Annotated in this window: 21 protein-coding genes and 1 pseudogene; 13 read left to right on the top strand and 9 right to left on the bottom strand. The window is 44.9% G+C overall.

All coding sequences use genetic code 11. From position 1 onward, the window contains the following. Window positions 1-3: 3 nt before the first annotated feature. Together PR795_RS06695 and PR795_RS06690 are read right to left on the bottom strand one after the other, a co-directional pair. Window positions 4-294 carry a co-chaperone GroES gene (locus PR795_RS06695; RefSeq protein ID WP_006658991.1) on the bottom strand — a complete coding sequence of 97 codons (291 nt, stop codon included), beginning with the start codon at window positions 292-294 and terminating at the stop codon, window positions 4-6. A 159-nt stretch (window positions 295-453) separates the two neighbouring features. After that, window positions 454-978, bottom strand: coding sequence for an FxsA family protein (locus PR795_RS06690; RefSeq protein WP_006662856.1), 525 nt, complete (start codon window positions 976-978; stop codon window positions 454-456). A gap of 402 nt (window positions 979-1,380) precedes the next feature. Here PR795_RS06690 and aspA point away from each other — a divergent pair, with 402 nt between their 5' ends. The 13 genes and pseudogenes from aspA to PR795_RS06625 all read left to right on the top strand — a co-directional run bounded on the left by aspA (window position 1,381) and on the right by PR795_RS06625 (window position 15,814). Then, window positions 1,381-2,805, top strand: coding sequence for an aspartate ammonia-lyase (gene aspA, locus PR795_RS06685; RefSeq protein WP_006658988.1), 1,425 nt, complete (start codon window positions 1,381-1,383; stop codon window positions 2,803-2,805). Between the two features lie 139 nt (window positions 2,806-2,944). After that, window positions 2,945-4,267, top strand: a complete 1,323-nt coding sequence (locus PR795_RS06680) for an anaerobic C4-dicarboxylate transporter (protein ID WP_272516749.1) — start codon at window positions 2,945-2,947, stop codon at window positions 4,265-4,267. A 741-nt stretch (window positions 4,268-5,008) separates the two neighbouring features. Beyond that, window positions 5,009-5,347, top strand: coding sequence for a helix-turn-helix domain-containing protein (locus tag PR795_RS06675; RefSeq protein ID WP_232373711.1), 339 nt, complete (start codon window positions 5,009-5,011; stop codon window positions 5,345-5,347). Window positions 5,348-5,920: 573 nt separating this feature from the next. Then, complete coding sequence (locus PR795_RS06670) at window positions 5,921-6,466, top strand: fimbrial protein (RefSeq protein WP_036976108.1); 546 nt, start codon at window positions 5,921-5,923, stop codon at window positions 6,464-6,466. A gap of 87 nt (window positions 6,467-6,553) precedes the next feature. Then, on the top strand, window positions 6,554-7,279 hold the full coding sequence (locus PR795_RS06665) for a fimbrial biogenesis chaperone (protein WP_051459702.1): 726 nt from the start codon (window positions 6,554-6,556) through the stop codon (window positions 7,277-7,279). Continuing rightward, on the top strand, window positions 7,263-7,814 hold the full coding sequence (locus tag PR795_RS06660) for a fimbrial protein (RefSeq protein ID WP_272516748.1): 552 nt from the start codon (window positions 7,263-7,265) through the stop codon (window positions 7,812-7,814). The genes PR795_RS06665 and PR795_RS06660 overlap by 17 nt, the downstream gene beginning before the upstream one ends. Window positions 7,815-7,833: 19 nt before the next feature. After that, on the top strand, window positions 7,834-8,415 hold the full coding sequence (locus PR795_RS06655) for a fimbrial protein (protein ID WP_232373714.1): 582 nt from the start codon (window positions 7,834-7,836) through the stop codon (window positions 8,413-8,415). A 57-nt stretch (window positions 8,416-8,472) separates the two neighbouring features. Then, window positions 8,473-9,045, top strand: coding sequence for a fimbrial-like protein (locus PR795_RS06650; RefSeq protein WP_181480270.1), 573 nt, complete (start codon window positions 8,473-8,475; stop codon window positions 9,043-9,045). A 13-nt stretch (window positions 9,046-9,058) separates the two neighbouring features. After that, a complete protein-coding gene (locus PR795_RS06645) occupies window positions 9,059-9,826 on the top strand; it encodes a fimbrial biogenesis chaperone (protein WP_232373716.1) in 768 nt (255 codons plus the stop codon). Then, the gene (locus tag PR795_RS06640) at window positions 9,813-10,619 is read left to right on the top strand and encodes a fimbrial biogenesis chaperone (RefSeq protein WP_181480272.1); all 807 of its coding nucleotides are present in this window, start codon (window positions 9,813-9,815) and stop codon (window positions 10,617-10,619) included. The genes PR795_RS06645 and PR795_RS06640 overlap by 14 nt, the downstream gene beginning before the upstream one ends. Window positions 10,620-10,699: 80 nt before the next feature. Beyond that, window positions 10,700-13,455 (top strand): annotated as a pseudogene (locus PR795_RS06635) (fimbria/pilus outer membrane usher protein). Beyond that, window positions 13,455-14,624: a fimbrial protein gene (locus PR795_RS06630; RefSeq protein ID WP_272516747.1), complete on the top strand. Its 1,170-nt coding sequence runs from the start codon at window positions 13,455-13,457 to the stop codon at window positions 14,622-14,624. The pseudogene PR795_RS06635 and the gene PR795_RS06630 overlap by 1 nt, the downstream one beginning before the upstream one ends. Before the next feature lie 68 nt (window positions 14,625-14,692). Beyond that, a complete protein-coding gene (locus PR795_RS06625) occupies window positions 14,693-15,814 on the top strand; it encodes an SPOR domain-containing protein (protein ID WP_272516746.1) in 1,122 nt (373 codons plus the stop codon). A 30-nt stretch (window positions 15,815-15,844) separates the two neighbouring features. Here PR795_RS06625 and PR795_RS06620 read toward each other — a convergent pair whose 3' ends face one another. The 7 genes from PR795_RS06620 to PR795_RS06590 are packed head-to-tail and all read right to left on the bottom strand — an operon-like array spanning window position 15,845 to window position 22,743. Then, window positions 15,845-16,951, bottom strand: a complete 1,107-nt coding sequence (locus PR795_RS06620) for a fatty acid desaturase family protein (RefSeq protein WP_181480929.1) — start codon at window positions 16,949-16,951, stop codon at window positions 15,845-15,847. Then, window positions 16,938-18,062 carry a sterol desaturase family protein gene (locus tag PR795_RS06615; RefSeq protein ID WP_181480275.1) on the bottom strand — a complete coding sequence of 375 codons (1,125 nt, stop codon included), beginning with the start codon at window positions 18,060-18,062 and terminating at the stop codon, window positions 16,938-16,940. The genes PR795_RS06620 and PR795_RS06615 overlap by 14 nt, the downstream gene beginning before the upstream one ends. Next, window positions 18,059-18,673: a phosphatase PAP2 family protein gene (locus tag PR795_RS06610; RefSeq protein WP_006662604.1), complete on the bottom strand. Its 615-nt coding sequence runs from the start codon at window positions 18,671-18,673 to the stop codon at window positions 18,059-18,061. The genes PR795_RS06615 and PR795_RS06610 overlap by 4 nt, the downstream gene beginning before the upstream one ends. Next, a complete protein-coding gene (locus PR795_RS06605) occupies window positions 18,670-19,947 on the bottom strand; it encodes a F390 synthetase-related protein (RefSeq protein ID WP_181480276.1) in 1,278 nt (425 codons plus the stop codon). Before PR795_RS06605 ends, PR795_RS06610 begins: the two co-directional genes overlap by 4 nt. Further along, complete coding sequence (locus PR795_RS06600) at window positions 19,944-20,744, bottom strand: MBL fold metallo-hydrolase (protein ID WP_036978147.1); 801 nt, start codon at window positions 20,742-20,744, stop codon at window positions 19,944-19,946. The genes PR795_RS06605 and PR795_RS06600 overlap by 4 nt, the downstream gene beginning before the upstream one ends. After that, the gene (locus PR795_RS06595) at window positions 20,741-21,748 is read right to left on the bottom strand and encodes an NAD-dependent epimerase/dehydratase family protein (RefSeq protein WP_181480277.1); all 1,008 of its coding nucleotides are present in this window, start codon (window positions 21,746-21,748) and stop codon (window positions 20,741-20,743) included. The genes PR795_RS06600 and PR795_RS06595 overlap by 4 nt, the downstream gene beginning before the upstream one ends. Then, a complete protein-coding gene (locus PR795_RS06590; RefSeq protein ID WP_181480278.1) occupies window positions 21,745-22,743 on the bottom strand; it encodes a 3-oxoacyl-[acyl-carrier-protein] synthase III C-terminal domain-containing protein in 999 nt (332 codons plus the stop codon). The genes PR795_RS06595 and PR795_RS06590 overlap by 4 nt, the downstream gene beginning before the upstream one ends. Window positions 22,744-22,829: the final 86 nt, after the last annotated feature.

Raw genomic sequence — 22,829 nt, 5'->3', positions numbered from 1 at the left:
TTCTTATTCAACGATTGCTAAAATGTCGCTTTCGGACATAATTAGCACTTCTTCGTTGTCGATTTTTTCAGCTTTTACGCCATAACCGTCGTTAAAAATTACGATATCGCCAATTTTCACATCCAGCGCTTTCACATCGCCATTTTCTAGGATGCGGCCTTGGCCTACAGCGATAACTTCACCACGAGTTGATTTCCCCGCAGCACTGCCAGTCAACACGATACCACCAGCAGATTTAGATTCGATTTCTTTACGTTTAACGATAACACGGTCATGCAATGGACGAATTTTCATTAATAGTTCTCCTACAAATAAAGTCCATACGGGTAAAAGGTCGATACCAAGGTGATCTTCACCAGTACCATGTTTCAGGAGATTGGGGTGGGTGAGTCAGACTTCAAGGGGTGGGAGATAAATTTTTTTATTATTTATCTCCCTACAAACTAAAAGGAATTAAGACTTGTGCGGATTATCTTTGTCAGAATCTGAAGATTTATCTTCTGGGACTCGATGGCTTTCACCATCAATAGTATAAGAAGGATCGTCTTGTTTACGCTGGTACTCCCCCTCAAAGGTATTACCGTTTTGATAACCTCCCCCCTGAAAACCACTTCCTGGTTGGTAAAATTTAATGTGTGGGATTAAACGCATCACAAATAATTTTTGTACTGGTGGTAGTAATAAAAGTAGTCCAATAAAGTCCGTAAAGAACCCAGGAACAATAAGTAAAAATCCTGCTAACACTAACGCCACACTTTTAATCATTTCAGCGGCAGGACTTTCACCACTCATTAATTTTTGTTGTATTTGCATGACATTTTTCATCCCTTGGTTCTTCACAAGAGAAACCCCTAAACAGGATGTGAGCACCACTAAAATTAATGTCATTAATACACCAATTTCAGCCGCGACTCGGACAAAAATGACCGACTCTATATACACCAAAATACATATCAGAATTAGTGGTAACCAGCGCACAAGTACTCCTTTATATCAATAAGCTACTGCATTTTTCGGGGGGAAATGAAAACCTTTGTGAACTATCTCTAAGAGACTACTATTCATATTCGCTTTTTTCATTAGTATAGCCATAATAATTGGGTCTCTTATCGTGATTTTCAACTCATGGATTAAGATCATTAACGATGCTTATCTGTGATTCAAATCACACAATATAAATTCTATTGCACTAATCAATCCATAAAATGATCTAGGTTCAAGGTATAGGGTGATAAAAGGCATATGATCACCCCATAAGTCAGTAGAACATAATACTGATAAAGGAGTAATAGGTGGTAACCACCTAGAAGTTTAGTTTTAGGATATATTTTTTAAAGCGCATAAACGGACAGTAACTGTAATCTAATTAAGAAGGTTCTCATGTCAAACAATACTCGTATCGAAGAAGACCTGTTAGGTAAAAAAGAAGTTCCAGCTGATGCCTATTATGGTGTTCATACTCTGCGTGCGATTGAAAACTTTTATATCAGCGACCGCACCATTAACGATGTCCCAGAATTTATTCGCGGCATGGTAATGGTTAAAAAAGCAGCCGCTCTAGCTAACAAAGAACTGCACACTATCCCTCGTAATATTGCAGACACCATCATCAAAGCATGTGACGTTGTTTTGAACGAAGGTAAATGCATGGATCAGTTCCCAGTTGACGTATTCCAAGGTGGTGCGGGCACATCACTGAACATGAATACCAACGAAGTTCTGGCAAACATCGGTCTTGAACTGATGGGTCATAAAAAAGGTGAATATGAATTCTTAAACCCAAATGACCATCTGAACAAAAGCCAATCTACTAACGATGCATACCCTACTGGTTTCCGTATCGCAGTTTACAACTCAGTCCTCAAATTAATCGACTCTGTTGTTTACCTGAAAGAAGGCTTTGAGAGAAAAGCAGAAGAGTACAAAGACATCCTGAAAATGGGTCGTACTCAGTTACAAGACGCAGTACCAATGACTGTTGGTCAGGAATTCCATGCTTTCGCAACTCTTTTAAAAGAAGAAGAGAAAAACTTAAAACGTAGCATCGATTTACTGCTCGAAGTTAACTTAGGTGCAACTGCTATCGGTACTGGTTTGAATACAGCGCCAGGTTATTCAGAACTGGCAGTTAAAAAATTAGCTGAAGTGACAGGTTTAGCATGTGTTCCTGCTGAAGACTTGATCGAAGCAACCTCTGACTGTGGTGCTTACATCACTGTTCACGCTGGTCTAAAACGTCTGGCGATGAAACTGTCTAAAATCTGTAATGACTTACGTTTACTTTCCTCTGGTCCTCGTGCCGGTCTGAAAGAAATTAATCTGCCTGAATTACAAGCAGGTTCTTCTATCATGCCAGCAAAAGTTAACCCAGTAATCCCTGAAGTTGTTAACCAAGCATGCTTCAAAGTTATCGGTAATGATATCTGTGTAACTATGGCTGCTGAAGCTGGTCAATTACAATTAAACGTAATGGAACCCGCAATTGGTCAAGCTATGTTCGAATCCATTTCTCTGATGAGCAATGCATGTCGTAACTTAGTCGAGAAATGCGTAAACGGCATCACAGTGAACAAAGAAATCTGTGAAGCGTTCGTATTCAACTCTATCGGTATCGTGACTTACCTGAACCCATTCATCGGTCACCATAACGGTGATATCGTGGGTAAAATCTGTGCGGAAACTGGTAAGAGCGTACGTGAAGTTGTCCTAGAACGTGGACTTCTGACCGAAGCTGAGCTGGATGATATCTTCTCTGTTGAGAACCTAAAACATCCAGAATATAAAGCAAAAAGATTTGACGACTAATTGTTTATGTTTAGCATAAATAATTCTTAAGAATAAGGGCACGACTTTCCACCGGATAGCGTGCCTTTTTTCATGAATACACACACAAATAATTAACATAACAGTTTCATAATTTTCATTTTTTTGAGGAGTAAACACTATGTTAGCCGTAGAATTTGTCATTGTTCTGCTGGCCATTTTTTTAGGGGCCCGTCTTGGAGGGATAGGTATCGGTTTTGCCGGTGGCCTAGGTGTTCTGGTACTCGCTGCAATTGGCGTGAAACCAGGAACCATTCCTTTTGACGTAATCTCTATCATCATGGCTGTTATTGCCGCCATCTCTGCAATGCAAATTGCAGGTGGTTTAGATTACTTGGTTGCTCAAACAGAAAAATTACTGCGCCGCAACCCAAAATACATCACTATCCTTGCTCCTATCGTGACCTATTTCCTGACTCTGTTCGCTGGTACAGGTAATATCTCATTAGCTACTCTGCCAGTTATCGCAGAAGTTGCGAAAGAACAAGGCGTGAAACCATGTCGTCCACTGTCTACGGCGGTTGTTGCAGCACAGATAGGTATTACAGCTTCTCCAATTTCTGCGGCGGTTGTTTACATGGCATCAGTCATGGAAAACCCAGCCATGGTTGGCGCAGGTAACACCGTTAGCTATATCACGCTGTTAGGTATTTTATTACCCGCAACGTTCTTAGCTATCATCCTGATGTCTTTCATTATCTCTTGGACATTTAACTCTAAATTGTCTGATGACCCAATCTACCAAAAACGTTTAGCAGAAGGCTTAGTTGAACTACGTGGTAGCCAAGTTAAAGAGATCAAACCGGGTGCTAAAGCGTCTGTTCTGCTGTTTTTACTCGGCGTTGTTGGCGTAGTTTGCTACGAAATTATCAACAGCCCAAGTTTAGGCATTGTGACAACTCCACTGATGAACACCACGAACGCTATCCTGATTATCATGCTGACTGTCGCAACGTTAATCACTGTTCTGTGCCGTGTAAACACAGATGCAATCCTGAACTCAAGTACCTTCAAAGCAGGTATGAGCGCCTGTATCTGTATCTTAGGTGTTGCTTGGTTAGGTGATACTTTCGTACAGCACAACATTGATTGGATCAAAGAAACTGCGGGCGACTTAATCCACGAACATTCATGGATGCTAGCGGTTATCTTCTTCTTCTGTTCTGCACTTCTGTACTCTCAAGCAGCAACAGCAAAAGCGTTGATGCCAATGGCACTGGCACTGAACGTTAGCCCATTAACCGCTATCGCTTCATTCTCAGCAGTATCTGGTCTGTTCATTCTGCCTACTTACCCAACTCTGGTTGCGGCGGTACAAATGGATGACACCGGTACAACTCGCATCGGTAAATTCGTCTTCAACCACCCATTCTTCATTCCGGGTACTATCGCTGTCGCATTAGCTGTTACCTTCGGCTTCCTGTTCGGCGGTATGGTCTTGTAGTCGTCAATTTACAATCAGTAAATGCAACAAAACCGTGGCTTTCGAGTCACGGTTTTTTTATATCTGCATCTTGATACACCCTATAAGCAAACTGAACCTGATGAATTACCTTTTAAATAAATATCTAACACCCCCTATTTGGAGAGTCAAAAATAGATAATAGCTGAAATAAATTTGTAATATAAAGAAAGAATAAGCAATTTTAACTAAGTAGTTAAACTTATCAAAAATAGAGCGTTCATTTTCATTTAAATAAAATGAAACATTTTGACACACCAAAAATCAAATAAAATCACTAAAAATAAATTCATAACAAACTGAAAAATAAGGCATAATGAATTAAAAAAGATGATTTTATGACGCCAATAGATTGAATTGTGATCTGCTTGATTACCAGTTGTTAATAAATGTAAAATTCAGAATTATATTCTCTTTTGCTAATCAATAATTAATTTTAAAAGAATAAATCACCAACTAATAACGATGGTCTCAAAGAGCTTACTCCCCTTAAACCCGCTCACCGCTAGCTTTATTATTTTGTATTACTCTCATAGGGAGTTTAAATTAATATTTTTGTCTATCACTCTATATTTGCGTTATTTGATTTTACAAACAACGTCACGTAAATTAGTTGGAAGAAAACAAGGGGAATGATTTTCTCATACAATGTTTTCTTCAATCCTTCGTATTCACCTAAATACGATTTTTATTAAGTGATGCTGTTTGGAAGGAATGCATACAATGATAGAAATAGATGATAAAAACTCTTCTTCTAAGAAGGGAATAACTATTTATACAAAAGCTGTTGGTTATGAAATTTATTTATTACGCAAGCGCCGTTTACTCAGCGGAAAAGAATTAGCTAATTTACTGAATATTTCTCAACAACAAGTTTCTCGTTATGAACGCGGTATCTGTAACATCACGATAGATATGTTAATACAGGTTTTAAATGTACTAAAAATGCCTATTCAAGATTTTTTAGACCGTGCAATCATTCGAGTTTCCATAATGAAATTTAAACTAAACAGTATTGGTAGCAAAGATATCTCATTGTTAAAAAATAACTTTGTAAAATAACAAGAACACCTTTTATTTATTACACACTACATTCAAATTACATCTAGTGCATTGATTTAATATAAAAAATAAATACTTTTCTTGATTTTTTATATTGAACAAACATAAATAAAATATTTAATACTATCTAAAATAATGGTGATAATTCATCTTATCTAGATGATTTACAAATATAGTTACTTATACTTATTGAACCAAAAATTAATATTAACCGAAAAGTCATATAAAAACACTAATGTAATCCATTCAAATTAATAAACTTTAAATTTAATAATAGGGTGGATTACATTTTCAAAAAATAAAATTAATAACACCCTAAATTATTAACTTAGGGTAAAGGTAATATTCTCTTTATAACGGAGAGAGTATCCCCTTTATATCTAAGGAATAGAGTAAAGGAAATTAACTAGCTTTAAATTGAATGCTTATAACTGATGTAACCCGAATTTAGTCTAAGTAAATAGATAATATCGTGCTCTATACGTATATATCTATAGTAAAACTGCGACATGGAATATGACCTTTATATCATCAATTTGATTATTTAACTTTGGACAAATAGGAATCTTAATTATGTCATTTAAAACAACGGTACTTTCTACTGCATTATTTATGGGTCTGTCTGCGGTAAGTTTAAATGCACTGGCGGCACCTTCTGCGGAAGTGACTCTGCAAGGCATTCTGACTAACACAACCTGTGACGTCACCATTAATGGCGGTAAATCGGTATTAAACGTTGGTGTTTTAAAAACATCGGTTGGCGAAGCTGACTCTGACTTCTCAGCAGTCAACGCAATGTCTTCTACAACCGTTGATATGCCGGTGACTTTAGTCGGCTGTGCTAAGGGTGAAGAAGGTAACTTAATCATTCAAGGCATTACGTCTGTGGGTAACAACCAACAAGACCTCTTTGTTGCGACAGATTCACAAACTGTGGGTTTTATGATTGACGATAAAGACGGTAATCGCATCACCAACGGTAGTGGCACAAAAGTTGACATTGGTGCAGATGAAACCGCTGCGCAATACACCTTCAAAGTCGGTATGGCAACAGCGACAGATGCACCTGCTGCTGGCTCTTACAGCGCGCCAATCTTAGTTTCTTATATCGTTAACTAATTCGATTGAGTTAACTGTATCAGCTTAGGTAAGGCAGCCTCACCGTCTTACCTACCTTTTTATAACGAATGAGATGAGGATAGACATATGCGACATAACCGATTTATGCAAGGGATCTGCAGTGGCTTGCTATTGCTATCTGCTTCATCGTTAGCCGGGGTGGCGATTGACGCGACTCGCATTATTTTTTCTGCCAGTGATAACACAACAGGGAAGAGTGTTGGCATCACGAGTTCAAGTCAATCAGTGACCCCGTATTTAATCAAAGCACAAATCTTGCAAACCCCCTATGGGGACAATGGAGAAACCCCGTTTGTGGTGACGCCGTCATTATTCCGGTTAGAGCCAGGCTCGACCAATCAGGCGCGCATCATGAAGAAAAATGGGGCGCTGCCGCAAAATAAAGAGTCGGTCTTTTACTTTCGTACCGTTGCCATGCCGACCAGCGAAAAAGGGCTAAATACCCCCCAAAATAATATTGATGGCGCGGTGCAAGTCTCCACGGGTAACGTGATCAAGCTGTTCTATCGCCCTGATAATTTGGGAATGACCCAGCCACAAGCGATGAAATCGCTGACATTTTCGAGTGTGAATAATGGGGTTAAAGTGACCAATCCTTCCCCCTACTACATCACCTTAGACTCCTTAAAAATTGCCAATAAATCGGTGCCTCTGAGTGCGACCGCGGGCAATAACATGATTGCCCCTTTTGGCAGTGTTACCTATTCCCATGTTCAACGACAAGGCACGGTGGAATGGAAGGCCATTAATGACTATGGCGGAAAGGACGAATTTCATGCGCAAATTCACTAAATCATGGCCGATTTTTTTTGCTCTGTTCTTGAACGGATGGCAAATCGCGCAGGCAGAAAAAACCGAAATCCGAGCTGTTATTACGGATGATGTGGGGTGTGAGATCCGCATCCCAAACGTATTGCAGTTTACACCTAAGCGGACATCCGATTTCACCGGTGCCATTACCACCCATGAAATTAAGCCCTTAAAAGCGCAATTTATCTGTGTGGATAAAACCGGCAATCTCACCCCGAAAATTACGTTACAAGGCAACACCCCTTATAACGAAAGCACCATTTTCTTAGATGGCACCCCAAACAGCACGGGGTTTATGTTACGCCTTAGCGATGGCACACCACTCTCTTTGAGTGATTTTTACGACCCAAGCAAAGCGTTTAAACGGGGTGAGCAAATTGCCTTAACGCCGCTGACTCAAGATAACGCTCACCAAACCGAAGAAACGTTTTTGGTGGGGTTAGTGGGACCCATTGATGGGGAGGCAACCCCCGGTGAGTTTTCAGCCTCTTTAACCTTTAACCTTATTTTTCAATAAAAGATAAAAGTAGAACCCAATGATGAAACAGACTCAGAAATCACTTTATTCCCTACTGATCCCCACCGTCTTATATGCAGCCGGTATGGGGCAATCTGCGATGGCGGCAACATCCGCAACAACCACCTTCAATGCCAGCATTGTTGGCGGTGGCTGCCAAATTACAGTACCGGCTAACGTGGCGATTCATAATGGGGATCTGATCCCTGCGGAAGATATCACCACGGCCAGCGACATCAGTGAACCTTTCGATCTCACCATTCAAAGCTGTAACGGTTACGGATTAACCCCCTCGATAACCCTCGACGGGGAGACTGATGGTACCTCCGGAAAAGATCTGTTTGTCGGTACGGGCAGCACCAGCAAAGGCTATGGCATTTTATTGTCGACGGCTGGCAATACTAACTTCGAACGTAGTGACAACCTCGCTACCGATAAACAAATCACCGCAAAAACCAAGGAATGGAATAAAACATTCGCGACCGCCTTGAACGGAAAAATCCCACTCAAGGCAACCGTCAGTTGTGGGGACTGCACCGCCAATGACTTACAAGGTGGCGAGTTAACCGCCTCAGTGACGTTTAATTTTTTCTATAACTGATCCCATGCCTCTCGGCTGATATTCGTAATAATTTGATTTTTAAGGCTGTTAATAACAATGAGACAAACACTTTCTTTCTTTAGAGTGATGATAGGATTGCTCTTCCCCATCGGAGAATTACAGGCAGGAAGTGCCTCAACCACCGTCTTATTTTCAGCCTTTTTTTATGGTGGTAGCTGTGAAATTAACGCACCGGCGCAACTGCCTTATAACAACGGTAACCCGATTCCGGATGACTCGATTAAAGGGGCTCCGTATAAGCACGATTTCGATGTCACTCTGGCAAATTGTCAAGGCTACTTTATGACGCCAAGGATCACCGTAACAGGTAATACCACAACCACCCCCAACGGAGTGAAAGTCTTTGCCGATGCATCCAGTACCACAAAAGGCTACGGCGTGCAAATGTCGACAAACGGTAATACGAATTTTAATGCTAATACGAATGCCGCCATTAACAATGTAATCAGTACCAGAAGCTGGCCTGCAGCTGGCAGCGATAACGCCGCATCGTTAAATGGACCTCTGAGATTTAGAGCCACTCTTTCCTGCGGTACCTGCACGGCAGGTTCCAATTTACGAAATGGTGAGCTCATTGCCACCGTCACCTTTAGTTTCTTATATGATTAAGTGGGTAATCCGTATGTTTTTGACTCGTCTCTCTGACTATCGCGCGCTGATTCTTGTATTGATATGCAGCTGTTTTTCGTCGCTCTCCTTCGCCACAGAAGGCGGTCTGCGCTTGGCACAAACTCGCGTCGTGTTCGATGCGGTGAACCCCAATACAAAACTGGCTATCAAGAACAGCAGCCCGCAAGTTTACTTAATCAAAGCCGATGTCATCAATACACCGGAGGGCAATGCACACCAACCCGCACCGCCGTTCATTGTGACGCCGCCGATGTTTCGCTTAGAAAAAGAGAGCCAAAACACGCTGCTCATTGTGCGTAATGGCACGTCAGAGCTCCCTACGGACAGAGAATCGGTGTTTTATTTAAGTTTATTAGCGATCCCATCCACCACAAAAGTCAATGCGCCAGAAGGCGAAATGACCAGTGCGCAAGTTTCGGTGGGGATCCGCAACGTCATCAAACTGTTTTATCGCCCGAAAGGGTTACCCATGAGCGTCGAAACAGCCTCAAGCCAACTGACATTTCGCCATCAAGGTCAACAGCTCGAAGTCAGTAACCCAACGCCGTATTACATCACATTGGCACAATTGAGTGTGGATCAGAACCCCGTTGATGTACGAGAGCTAGGCCCCATGATTGCGCCCTTCTCCACCCAAACTTACCCCGTCAAAGGCGGTGCTGAACAGGCAGAGTGGAGAGTGATTACGGATTATGGGGATATGAGCACCGCGTATCAGGGGACGATCCAATCAGGAGCTACCAACGATGAACAACATTAATGTATTGAAGATTAAAAAGCCGGTGTTGTATTGCCTGATGAGTGGGGTTGCCTTATTGGCGACGCTTTTTGCCCAGCCTACATGGGCAAATAACATCCAAGACCAAATTAATGGGCTAACACTGCATTCAACCCGTGTGATTTACCCCCAGGATGCGAAAAATGGGGTGACGTACACCCTCACCAATAATACGACGATACCGTATTTATTGCAGGCGCGCCTATTACCGTGGGAAGGGAATGCATCAAGTCAAACTGAGCGCGAGAATACCGAAGCCGCCGATGAAAATTTGACGGCATTTATTGCTTTACCGCCGTTACAGCGCTTCGAACCGGGTGAAACGCTCACATTGCGTATTCTTCAAAAGCATCATTTACTCACGCAAGATAAAGAGTCGATTGCGCAGTTATCACTGACCGCGATCCCCGCGCAGTCAAAAGAGGCGGCAGAAGGTGCCCAAATGGTGCTGGCGGTACAAAATAACCTGAAACTGTTTTACCGCCCCGCGGGATTACCCGAACACAATTTCGACCATATCGCTGAACAACTGCAATTTCAGCGCACAAAAAACACGCTCACGCTGAAAAACCCCACGCCGTTTTATGTCACGTTGGCATCCCTGTCGGTGGGGAAAAACGCTCTGGATTTAAGTCCGTCACGCATGGTTGCCCCCTTTAGTGAGAGGCAATGGCCCCTTAATGCCAGCCACGCGGCGAATGATATCCATTGGCGATTCATCGATGACAAGGGCGGAAATGACACAATGAGAACACGCCAACTCTCAGCCATGTAACTACAACCAACAGATAAACATATTCACCCGATGCACACAGCTACGGGGGGATTCTTGCATTCGCAAGATAAAGGAAGACCATGAAAAAAGCCCATAAAATTGCTGAGCATCAGCCAAAAACTCCTTTTTTCCGTTATCACCCGCTGGCGTGCGTATTGCTATTGGCGGTGGCGCCAACACAGGCCGACGATTACTTTGACCCCAGTTTTTTAGGGGTGGTCGGTGAAAATACCGACGTGGATTTATCCGCCTTCTCACAAGCCAGTGGCGTTGCCGAAGGGGAATACACCGTGTCCGTTTTTGTGAACCAACAAGATGTGGGGCAATTCGCGCTTAATTTTATCAAAAATGCCCAAGGTGACATTGTGCCTGAACTCACCCCTGAACAGCTCGACACATTCGGGGTCAATGTGCCGCACATTCCGGTGCTCAAAGATTTACCGAAAGGCGAGCTGATTTCCGATTTAGGCGCACTGATCCCCCAAGCGACCACCCAATTGGATTTATCACGCTTACGATTAAACATCAGCGTGCCGCAAGTCGCGATGCAGTCTCTCGTCAGCCGCAATGCGGATCCGTCATTATGGGATGATGGTATTCCCGCCCTGATGGCGAACTATAACGTCAGCGCCGGTCGCACAACGAGCCGCTATGATGGTAAAAAAACCAAAATACCAACGTCTTTGCGTCCGCGCGATTGGGCGCCAATGCGGGCCCGTGGCGCCTGCGCAGTAACCTCACCCATTCCCGTTTCGAATACAGTGGGGGGCATAACTCATCCGCCACGACGAATACGCAAACCTATTTTTCCAATACCACGCTATCACGGGATATTCGTGCATTGCGCTCGACATTGTTAGTGGGGGAAAGCAGTACCAGCAGTGATGTGTTTGATGGCGTGCCCTTTAAGGGCGTGCAACTGACCTCCAACGAGCAGATGCTACCGAGCCAATTACGTGGCTATGCGCCGGCGATCAGTGGCGTTGCCAACAGTAATGCCCGCGTCACGATCCGCCAAAATGGCAACATCGTGTATGAAGCTTATGTGGCGCCGGGTCCCTTTTATATCAATGATATCCAGCAAGCGGGGTTATCTGGGGATTATGACGTTACGGTCACTGAAGCCGATGGTTCTGAACGTCAATTTGTGGTGCCCTACTCTTCCTTACCGGTCATGCTGCGCCCCGGTGGCTGGAAATATGAAGTCGCGTCAGGTCGTTACAATGGCAACTTAACCACCAGTTCGCGCCGCTCTGACTTTATTCTCGGTACTGCTGTTTATGGGCTGCATAACGATGTCACGGTGTATGGCGGCGCCTTGCTGGCGAAAGATTACCAATCACTGAGTGTTGGAACAGGAGTCTCTTTAGGTGACTTCGGTGCGGTTTCCACGGACGTTACCCATTCGACCTCAAAATTTACGTACGCTAACCAAGTCGCCAGTTCCAGTGAGCGAAAAACCGGGCAATCCTACCGTATTCGTTATTCAAAAAGCTTAATGGCCACAGGCACGTCGGTGGATTTAACCGCATTACGTTACTCCACCGAGCATTTCTATAATTTTAGCGAATTTAACAGCCAAGGTTATCGCCTTGAGGACGGTCTTAGCCCGTGGACATTACAGCGTCGCCGCAGTAGCTTCCAAACCCAACTGAGCCAGCAAATGCAACAGTATGGTTCACTGCATTTTCGCGCTAATCGCGATGATTACTGGGGAAGTAGCCGAACCTTAACGGGCTTGTCCATGGGCTACAGCAACAGTTTTAAAGGTGTCAGCTACGGGGTGAACTACAACATCGACCGCGTGAAAGACAGCCGCAATAACTGGCCAGAAAACCGCCAGCTGTCCTTTAACTTAAGCGTGCCGTTTAGTGTGTTTACCCAAGACCGCGATGTGCAGTCTATTTATGCCACCTACTCCCTGAGCCATGACCAAAACGGGCGCACGCAAAATAACAGCGGTCTCAGTGGCAGCCTAATGGATGGCAAACTGTCTTATGGCGCATCACAGAGCTGGGGAAATAAGGGACAAATCGCCAACACCAACCTGAATGCGGGCTACCAAGGCGATAAAGGCAGTATCAGCACGGGTTATAGCTACAGCAATAATAATCAATCCATCAATATGAACGCCAGTGGTGGCGTATTGTTACATTCTGAAGGGCTAACCTTAAGCCGTTCGATGGGCGATTCCGTTGCCCTCATTAGTGCACCGGGCGCCGAGGGTGTCAGCGTCAATGGCGGTACTGCCGTGACCGATTGGCGAGGCTACGCCGTGGCGCCTTATTTGACTGATTACAACAAAAACAGCATTGGCTTAGACCCCAGTACGCTGCCTGAAAATGTCGATTTGCCGCAATCTAATACCAATGTTTACCCAACCAAAGGTGCGGTGGTGAAAGCCGACTTCCGTACCCGTATCGGCTACCAAGTGTTAATGACTTTAAAGCACGGTGCCAAATATGTGCCATTTGGGGCGATAGCCACCTTAATAACCGATAACAGCGCTGACAACATGAGCAGCATTGTGGGGGATGCAGGGCAAGTGTACCTCACGGGTTTACCTGAAACAGGGGAATTGTTGGTGAAATGGGGAGATGCTGCCGCGCAGCAGTGTCAGGTGAATTTTGATTTACGCCATGTGGACGTCTCCGCCGATATGCCCATCCGCCAAGTGTCTTATCGCTGTGTCAGTGGGCAACCGCAAGCTCAACCTGTGGCAACGACGACACCCGAAGCGGCTCAGCAGATGACCATGCCGATGAAAAATAGCGAACCATTCACTCAAACACCATCCAAAACGCGTTGGTTACAGTCACCAGTAGGAGAAAAATAATGAAGACTAAATTGTATAATTTGGAAATTGTTTGTGCTTTTATCAGTTTTGTATACTCAACAGCAACATATTCGGCTGTGTCTTCAACAGTAACTGTTGATAAAATCGGTTTTAACCGAATGGGAACAGTAACCGGAACAGTATTGGGACCAGCACCAGCGTCTGAGAATACATATAGTAATACTGGCGGTGGCATTGCATCAGCAGCGGCATTTACTATCAGCTATGAGACCTATGTCTACAGTCACTGTGACTACACACCATCTCAATTAACACAAAAATCGTCTGATGGTGTAGCAACCGGGATTCTTATTGCTCCAGATATTATTGTCGGATTAACCGGTACTGCATCGGGTGATTATACGCCAATCAGAGATACAAATTATACGGTTGTTACCGCAACTGGAATCTGGAAAAGTGACGGAACCTTTGACAGTAGCGCAGCAGAGACTGCCTCAGGTTATACCTGGTGCGGTGGTGCTAACACCAGCAATCCTATCCAGCTCTATTGGAAAAAAGATCACCAGTACTCATCATCATTCACCGGTAGCTGGTTTATTTATATCGGACCGAATGCAAAAAAAGGCACTTATCCCCTAAAAACAATCATCCTTGGGAGAGGACAACACACTACTGGTACTGGGACAACATTAATTAATGCAGGTAATATTACCTATATTCCGCCAATGCAATGCACTATCAATACTCCACCTATAATTGATTTCGGCAAAGTGAATATTTGGGAGTGGGAAGGGAATACCAATGGCAGGCCAGGAGGGAAGGCTCGCGATATTTTAGGGTCGATTGATGGGAATTTTACGATCAACTGCGATGGAGCAAGTGGTGAACGTTCCCCTGCTAAATTGACGCTAAAAGGGACTACTCAAGGATTTACATACGACTTAAGAATGACCATGGATGCCACCGGTGCAGTCGCTCCTGCCACGGTACGTGCTTCCATAAAATCAATCATTGCTCCCTGTGTGAATGGAGGTACTAGTTTTGTTCCCGGTACATCGACCCCACCAGCAAACGAAGTGAACTTGGGAGAGCTGACTGTCGGTCAAAATGTAATCCCTTACCGTTTTAGCCTCTGTGCGCTTGGCACTATAACACCGAAATTAGGCGCCGCCTCTGCCTCTGCGACCGTCACCATTGATTGGGAATAACCCACCTCACCGCTTAGTGGTTTTCACCAAAAACCACTAAGCCCACATACTTCAACGATAAGAATGTTATGATAGCCACTCACCGCCACCGCTTTTTAACGCTACTGCTTATTGGGCTTCCGATGCTGTTATGCCGCCCTTCACTGTCAGCACCCCCCTCGACCACCCTTGAGCAACTTCACGACCTCGGCGTGCAATCCATCAATGGCGATGGCGTCCCTGTTGACCTCGCAAAAGGGCGTTACTATATTCAGCAATCCGCTTTACAAGGTTACCCTCTCGGTCAATACCATTTGGGTATCCTGTTTTTTACCGGCGAAGGCGGTCCTCAAAGCTCAGCCTGTGCAACGTGGTGGCTGAAAAAAGCCATCGCCGCAAATAACGACGTGCAAGCGATGGCGCAAGAAGCATTAGATGACATTCAGGACGAGATGAATGTCACGGCGGACGAGTTTGATGCACAACGTTGCCAACAATATTCGTACTCCTTAGTCCGTTCTCCGATGACTGAGCCCGTGCAACCTGAATCACGCGTTGACACGCTTGAGTTAGCCGCCAAGGGAAATCATGCATTGCTGGAGGCATTAAAAAGCCATAAACCGCACCGAATTTATACCTATATTCGGGCATTACAAAATGCGCTGACGACAATATGGCAACCTATTGCCCAGCATCGTGAACGCCTGATGCTCGCCGCGGCACATAACGCCCACCTCCAGCAACAATTACCTCCCGTGATAGACGAAACTGTGCCTGACGAACCCACGGAAGTGATCATTACCCTCGTGCTGCCCCCGCCAGAACAAAAAAGTGAAACTGAACAGATAGAATCAATGCCAATCGACATACCTAGCAAGCCGATAGAAGTCACGATCCCCGTGACAAAAAAAACCTCGGTGAGCACCAATTTAGGCGGCGATATTCGCTCTGCATCCTCTCGCCATTACACGCTACAGCTAGGGAGTGCTGCCAGCGCAGAAGGGCTTTATGAACAAGCTCGCCGACATAAATTGAGTAATTATTTGGTGTATGAAACCATCAGAAATAACCGCCAATGGTATGTGCTCGTGTATGGCGAATACCCTACTCTGAGTGCAGCAAAACAGGCTTTGATAACGCTGCCGAAAGGGATACAAAAAGATAAACCGTGGGTGCGCAGCATTCAACATGTTCAATCTGAACTGAACTAATATATCGATGTTTAGGTAAGTGAATCTTGCTTACCTAACCCCTTCCCCCTCACCCATCCGCCGCAAAAACTGTTGTTGATAACGCCACAGTGTTTTGGCGTCAACACAATGATAATCCAAACCAAATTGCAGCGCGGTTTGCTGAATAATCTTAGCAAGGGCGGGATAATGCCGATGGTGCCAATTGGGAAAAACATGGTGCGTTAGGTGTAAATTCAACCCACCGAGCCAATAAGTCAACCATGTCGGTGTGGTTTGCCAATCGTAGGTGGTTGAAAATGTATGAGTATAAAATCCTTGTGCCATTCGTCCCGATTCTGGCGGCGTATAAAAGGTGGCTTTTGCCCAATGAGTACCCAAAATCAGCACCACAAAAATAAATGACGCGAACATTTGGCTAAGCAGATAAACACCCAGCAATGCGCTAATACCGATGCCATAAGGGGACAGCACCCAATACGGTAATAATAATGCCAATGCAAGATGCAGCATTTTACTTAGCAAAAATATACCAATACCTTTGGCGCCCTGATGGCGCATTTTGGGTGCCACCCGCGTGAAATGAAAGCGATCAAACCAATCAAATCCCCAAATCAGGGCGGGGAACGTCATTGCTGCAATCAGCGGCCAATACAGATGCTGCCAACGCATAAACGGATACCAGCGTTGATAAGGGGTTTGGCGCAGTAAAAAATTTTCTTCAATGTCTAAATCATAATGACGGATATTCGTATGAGTATGATGAAAAAGAATATGACGAACTCGCCAACAATCAGGGTCTAATCCCAGCGGAATTGTCACCCAGAAATTCAACCACCGATTCGCCCATCCGCGTTGAAATACCGCATTATGAGAGGCATCATGCACCACATTGATCGCCAATAATAAGGCAAAGAAAATAAACAGTGGGTAGCCAATAAAAAAAGCTACACTCCCTTGAGAACTCAGCATGACAAAATAAGTGCTAAAACAAGCAATAACCAATAACGCACTTTTCAGGAAGGCTTTTTCATCCGCAAAGCGGTGCTCCCCGCGTTCTTGCAAGTATCCGTTAGCGGCTCGCTGTAATTCACGATGGAAAGCAAGGTCATCTTTCTGACGAAACGCCAGCGGAGGTAATGGGCTAGGCTTGTACATCATCGCTATCCACAACAGTTGATCCAATGCCGATGAGCACACACACACTGTGTAGCCATAACAGTGTGCTCGCCACCAGCCAGAATGGCGTTATCCATCCTGCCATCATGATCAACAACACCATCATACTGGCAACCACAAACCAGCTCCATTTTCCCCAATTCTGACCGCTAGATAGCCCCGACAGCGCCACAGTCCCGCTCGCCAGAAGGAGGAATAACCCAATTTGCTCGAGTGTCGTCCCATTAAAACCGTATCCGTAGCGATAAACATAGCCAATCACCAGCATAAACAAGAGTAACGTGCCGCCAACCAAGCCTATCTTTCCTATGTGATAGCGGGGAGAACGCGTCCTTTTATCCCCTTTTTTAATGCCAAGCATACGTAAAAATGGACGGTTACTGTCAATCAGTGGGTTTTCTGTCGCGGCTTCCCCTCCAATACCATATTGATGAGGTGTTTCAGGGGATTCAGAGAACGTACCAAATAACTTATCCCAGATAATAAAACTGCCGCCAAAATTACGATTGGCATACCCACCCGTTTTAATGTGATGCACTCGATGATGATGCGGCGTCACCATCCACGCATCTAACCATTTAAAGCGCGGTATCAAACCGCTGTGGTTAAAAAATTGAATCGTATAATGCAAAATGGAAATTGCCATGAATACCGCTAATGGCACTCCCATTAATGCGAGTAGCAAAAAGAACGGTATCGACGTTAATGAGGAATACCATGAATTACGCACGCCAAGGGATAGATTGAAATGCTCGCCTTGGTGATGGACAACATGCACGGCCCACAAAAGACGGTAACGATGGTGCAAACGATGCAGCCAATAAAAGCCTAAATCCCAAGCCACCAACGTGAACAACCAGACCAACCACGTCGGCCAGTTATCGACAACGCCAAAAGAAAAATGTGTCACCACAAATCCGTAGCAAAATAGCTCTAATCCACGGAACAGCCATAACATGATATGACCGGAATTTAAGTTAAACACCACATCTTGCCAGCTAAATGAAACCTGTTTTTGGCGGACAATAATCAGTGCCTCCACCATCACGATCAACACCATAAAAATAATGGGAAATGTCAGTTCATTCATTGCATTCTCCGTGACGGATTGTCTGACAGTATGTGAACAACGGTTATCGCTATCCATGCACACATCATGCCGCCGACCACATCAATAAACAGATGCCGCTTCAGCATTAAAACTGAAAAAATAATCACTAACGCCCAACACACCCACAGTAGATTTAGCGCCAATTTTCCTTGTCGCCATAACGCCACTAACGAAATGAGTGTCAAAGAGACATGTAAAGATGGCAACATATTTTGTGAGGTATCTACCTGCAATAACCCAGCCAATGCCTGCTGAGTCAGCCCGCTACCTATATTTTGAGGAAATTCTGCTGTAGTTGGATAAATCAGGTATACCGTACCTGATAGCACCGCACAGAGGATCATCTGCCACATTAACGGCTTTACTTTATCGGCATTACTCAGCAGATAACCACAAGGAATAAAAAGGAAAAAAGAGAGATAGAGCCATACTGAATTTGGCGAATAACCGATGACATCATCAATCACGGTGGGGGAAATAATATGTGCGGAAGAATAAATATGCCCCGTCAAGGAGTAGACAAACCCAACGCATCCCCAACCTAATAACAAATGCCCCACACGCTGCCATACTGACATCGACGTTATCATGGCGCCTCCCGCGTGATCCGCCGACGCTTGATTGCCATTGTCGTCACAGGCAAGGTCGTGTTGAATTGCCACTGAAGATGCGCTATCACTGCGCCTTGCAGTTCAAAATAGTCAGTTAGTGCTTGCTTACACGCCAAGAGCGCCGCGTCTTCACAATCCGCGGATAAGGTGAATAACTGCCCCTGTTGATGAAGTCGGTAATCTGTTTCCGTTGGTAGAGTATTGCATATCACTCGGTTACAGGCGTCCGCAAACAGGGTTATTGGCTCACCGTGTTGATTGGTTAAGACCAATTGATCATCGCTACGCCCTTCAATGCGTTCAATAGCCAGTTGTGCATCACCGCAGGGGCATGGAGTTTCTCTAACAACCAAGATATCATCCAGTTGATAGCGCACAATGGGCTGAGTTTGCCGCGTAAAATCCGTGATAATCGGTGAAAATCGACGTTCATCAATCCATCGCTTTTCGATATATAAAAAAGCCTCATTAAGATGCAACGTTCCATGGGCACAGGTGCACCCCAGAAAGCCCTCGGTGGCTTGATACACTTCACCGACATCAAGAAACACTGATTGGAGCAATGCCTTATCATCCGCTGCCAATACTTCTGCCACTGAAATCACTTTTTTCGGAGTTAGCGAGCACTCACCTCGTAGCTGACGCTTTGTAATTTCCACTAGCACCTGTGCAGGAGCAACAATAATAGTAGGCTGCCATTCATTAAGCGCAGCGAGATGCTCATCAAAATCCCCGAGCAGATCGTAAAACTGAAAAGAGAGCCAACGATTATTCACACTCTCATATAAGTTATTGTTTGCACGTAGAAATAATGCAATACGTTCACCCGCAAATAGCCCATCGGGTAACATTTTGGCTAACATGGTTCCCGACCAGCGAGCTTGTTCGTCAGGGCTGACCACAAAAATACCGCGCTTACCTGAAGTACCGGATGATAACCCCACACTGAATTGCCCAACTGTTGGCGAGAAATCCCGAGAAAACTCACTCTGTTTTGCGCAAGCGAATAACTCATCAACCTTCAGATTTTGAGTGTTCATGCTATCAAAATGCCGCATCATCAAGGCTTTATCCATCACGGGCCATTGAGTGAGTGCTTGCTCACAATACGCCGAAAAATAGGGACTGCGACGTAAAAAACGCTGAGTAAATCGCGATAATCGTCTCTGTTGATATCGTTCTAGCACCCCACGATCGGTAAAACGTAGTCGGCGAGCTTGCCAGTAATACCACAGAATTTTTAGCAGCTTCACAAATCACCTTCATGGCACAGTTGAATCGGTATGTGACGCTTATCAATCTGATGCAATTTATTGAGCGTATCGTAATAGGCTTGGCGGTCATCCATAATTAAATTCGCTACCGCCATTGGTCCGCGTAATTCTCGGTAATTCGTTGGTGACCATGCCGCATCCCCCGCCAGCAAGATCCAGCCGTCATCCGTCGCGACACACAGCCCTGTATGCCCCGCGGCATGACCCGGCAGCGGTACTGCAATTAAGGTTTTTTCAGGGTTTATTGCATAACCAAATCCTAATTCGGCTAAAGCTTCGGGCAGCTCAATATGCTCAAAACCTTCATAAAACCGCGCTCTTTCTTCGAAATCTTCGGGTATCAATCCGCGCACAAAGGCTTTACGTAATGCCGAAAAACCCGTTAATCCTCGGGTTTTCTCCCAGCCATCGCCAGAACAAATAAAAGGGACATTGGGAAAATCTCGCAATCCCGCAATATGGTCACCATGGAAATGAGAAATAATCACCCCAGTGATGTCGGCAGGCTCGATACCATCTGCCTTAAGTTGGGACACTAACGCATCCTGAGTATCGAAATAAACTGGCGTGACTGCACGGTACAACCGCATAATCCCCTCGCGGGTATGGTCATAGAAATGGTCAGCATACCCCGTATCGAACAGCCAACGTTGGTCTTGACCTTCAATCAACCATGCACGTGCAGGGAATTTGCACGCTTTCATACTGGCACCTTTGAGTGCAACACAGCCGGGATGGGTACAGTAACCAACTTCAAATACCCGAATATTCATCATTGAACGCCCTCTTGATTTTCTTGCAACCATTGTGCTGTACGTGCAATGCCTTCCGCCATCGAGTAACGCGGAGTATAACCGAGCTCATTTTGAGCACGTTCGTTATTCAAAATCATCGTGAAATAGGCAGCGCCAAGGCTATAACGGGTTAATAGCGGCTCTTTTTTCTGTATCATCGCCCATTTTTCTAAACCCAATGCCACCGCATATAACAACGGATAAGGCGCAGATTTAATCTGGCAGGATGTACCAGTTTGTGCAAAAAGTGCCTGTAATGTTGTGGCTAATGGCAGAGGTTCATGGTTTGTAATATTAAATATCGAGCCACTTTTTAGCGGTTTTTCTGTTGCTAATAACATGGCATGCACAACATTATCGACATAGGTGAGGTCAAAAGCATTTTTACCTCCCGCCGGTAAGACAAGTTTGCCGTGACGAGCGCGAACTTGAGCCATCAAACGTGGCAGTAAAACACGATCGTAAGCACCAAACAGTCCACGAGGTCGTAAGATCACAAAAGTGGTCAAGGGAGAATCGGGAACTAGCTTGGCAATCTCTTGCTCCGCAAGGAATTTAGTTCGAGCGTAATCGTTCGCAAATTGCGTGTTAGTCGTTGATTCACGAATATTATTTTGGTGCGTAAAATTAAAATAAATCGCGGGCGTAGAAATATGCACAAACCGCTCAATTCCTTCTTTTGCCGCTGTCTGTGCCAATGTTTTGGTTGCCAACCAATTAATTGCTTCGAAGGCTTTTTTCTCCCCCCAAGGAGCCGATAGCGCGGCACAATGCCAAACCCCCTGACATCCCGCCATTAATTCGCGAGCAGCTTCACAAGTAAGCTGTGCCAACTCTACGGGAATAAATGTCGCTCCCGCATCCATCAATGTCTGCCCGACAGCTAAATCACGCCCACAAGCCACCACGTCGTGCCCTTCCCGTAACAACGTTTCAACAGCATTCCGTCCAAGCCCACTGGTTGCGCCGGTGACTAAAATTTTCATGGCACAAGTACCATCGCCGATAAAGCCAGCCCTGCTGCCGTTCCTACCAACATCACGTGTGATTTTCCATAAAAACGATCGGTCATAATCGCGTCATGTAACGCTGAAGGAATTGATGCCGCCACTTGGTTGCCATGTGTGGCATAGATATCGACTAACTGTTCGGCGGTGACACCAAGACGCCTACGCATATGTTCCAAGGATAAGTGACTCGCTTGATGGGGCACCACTGTATCAATTTGCGTTAAACTCACTCCCGCTTGAGAGAGTATTTTATGCATGAAATCCTCAACCATGGCGGATGCCATCTTAAATAATGGTTTGCCTTTCATGTGAAATAAAAAGTCACTGGGCTCCATACCTGAGCGCGGATTACAGCGTGTCCCCCCTGCACGGATCTCGCAGAGATCTAATCCTTCAGGATAGGTTTCCAAACGGAATGCTAAAATACCGCTCTTCCCATCGCCACGTTCGACGAGGGTGCAGGCTGCGCCATCACCAAAAATTAAGGAAGATTCTTCATGATCCCAATCGATCCCCCGAGAAGCGATATCCGCAGAGACAATCGCAATTCGCTGATATTGGTGAGTCGCGAGCAATCCGCCAGCAACTTGCAACGCGGATAAGTAACTCACACAGCTGGCATTAATATCAAAGCAAGCAATACCGGAAGAGAGTTTACTATGAGCCAAAATATGCGCGGCACTACAAGGCAGTGCTTGCACAGGAATGGCTGATGCACAAATTAAAGCGTCAACAGTGGACGGGTCAATATGATGGCGAATTAATGCATCATGAATGGCTTCGGCGGCGAGCTCCGCTTGGCTATCACTATTCGATGCATGATAGCGCCAGCGGATCCCTGAGCGTTTTTCAACATAACCGCTAGGCTTATTCAGCTGCTTATCCAAATCCACTGATAAAACTTTATGGGCTGGCAATGCAATGCCAGAAGCGATGATTTTCAGTGGGACAAATGTAGTCGGGTTAAGCATCTTTTTACCTATTCTTTTTTGTTTATTGCTTTATTAACCCATCATTTACCAAATTACATCGCTACATGGTATCGGAAAAAGTGCAT

The organism is Providencia sp. PROV209 (assembly GCF_028479485.1).
Classification (GTDB): domain Bacteria; phylum Pseudomonadota; class Gammaproteobacteria; order Enterobacterales; family Enterobacteriaceae; genus Providencia; species Providencia alcalifaciens.
This window is presented reverse-complemented; position numbering and strand designations above follow the sequence as displayed.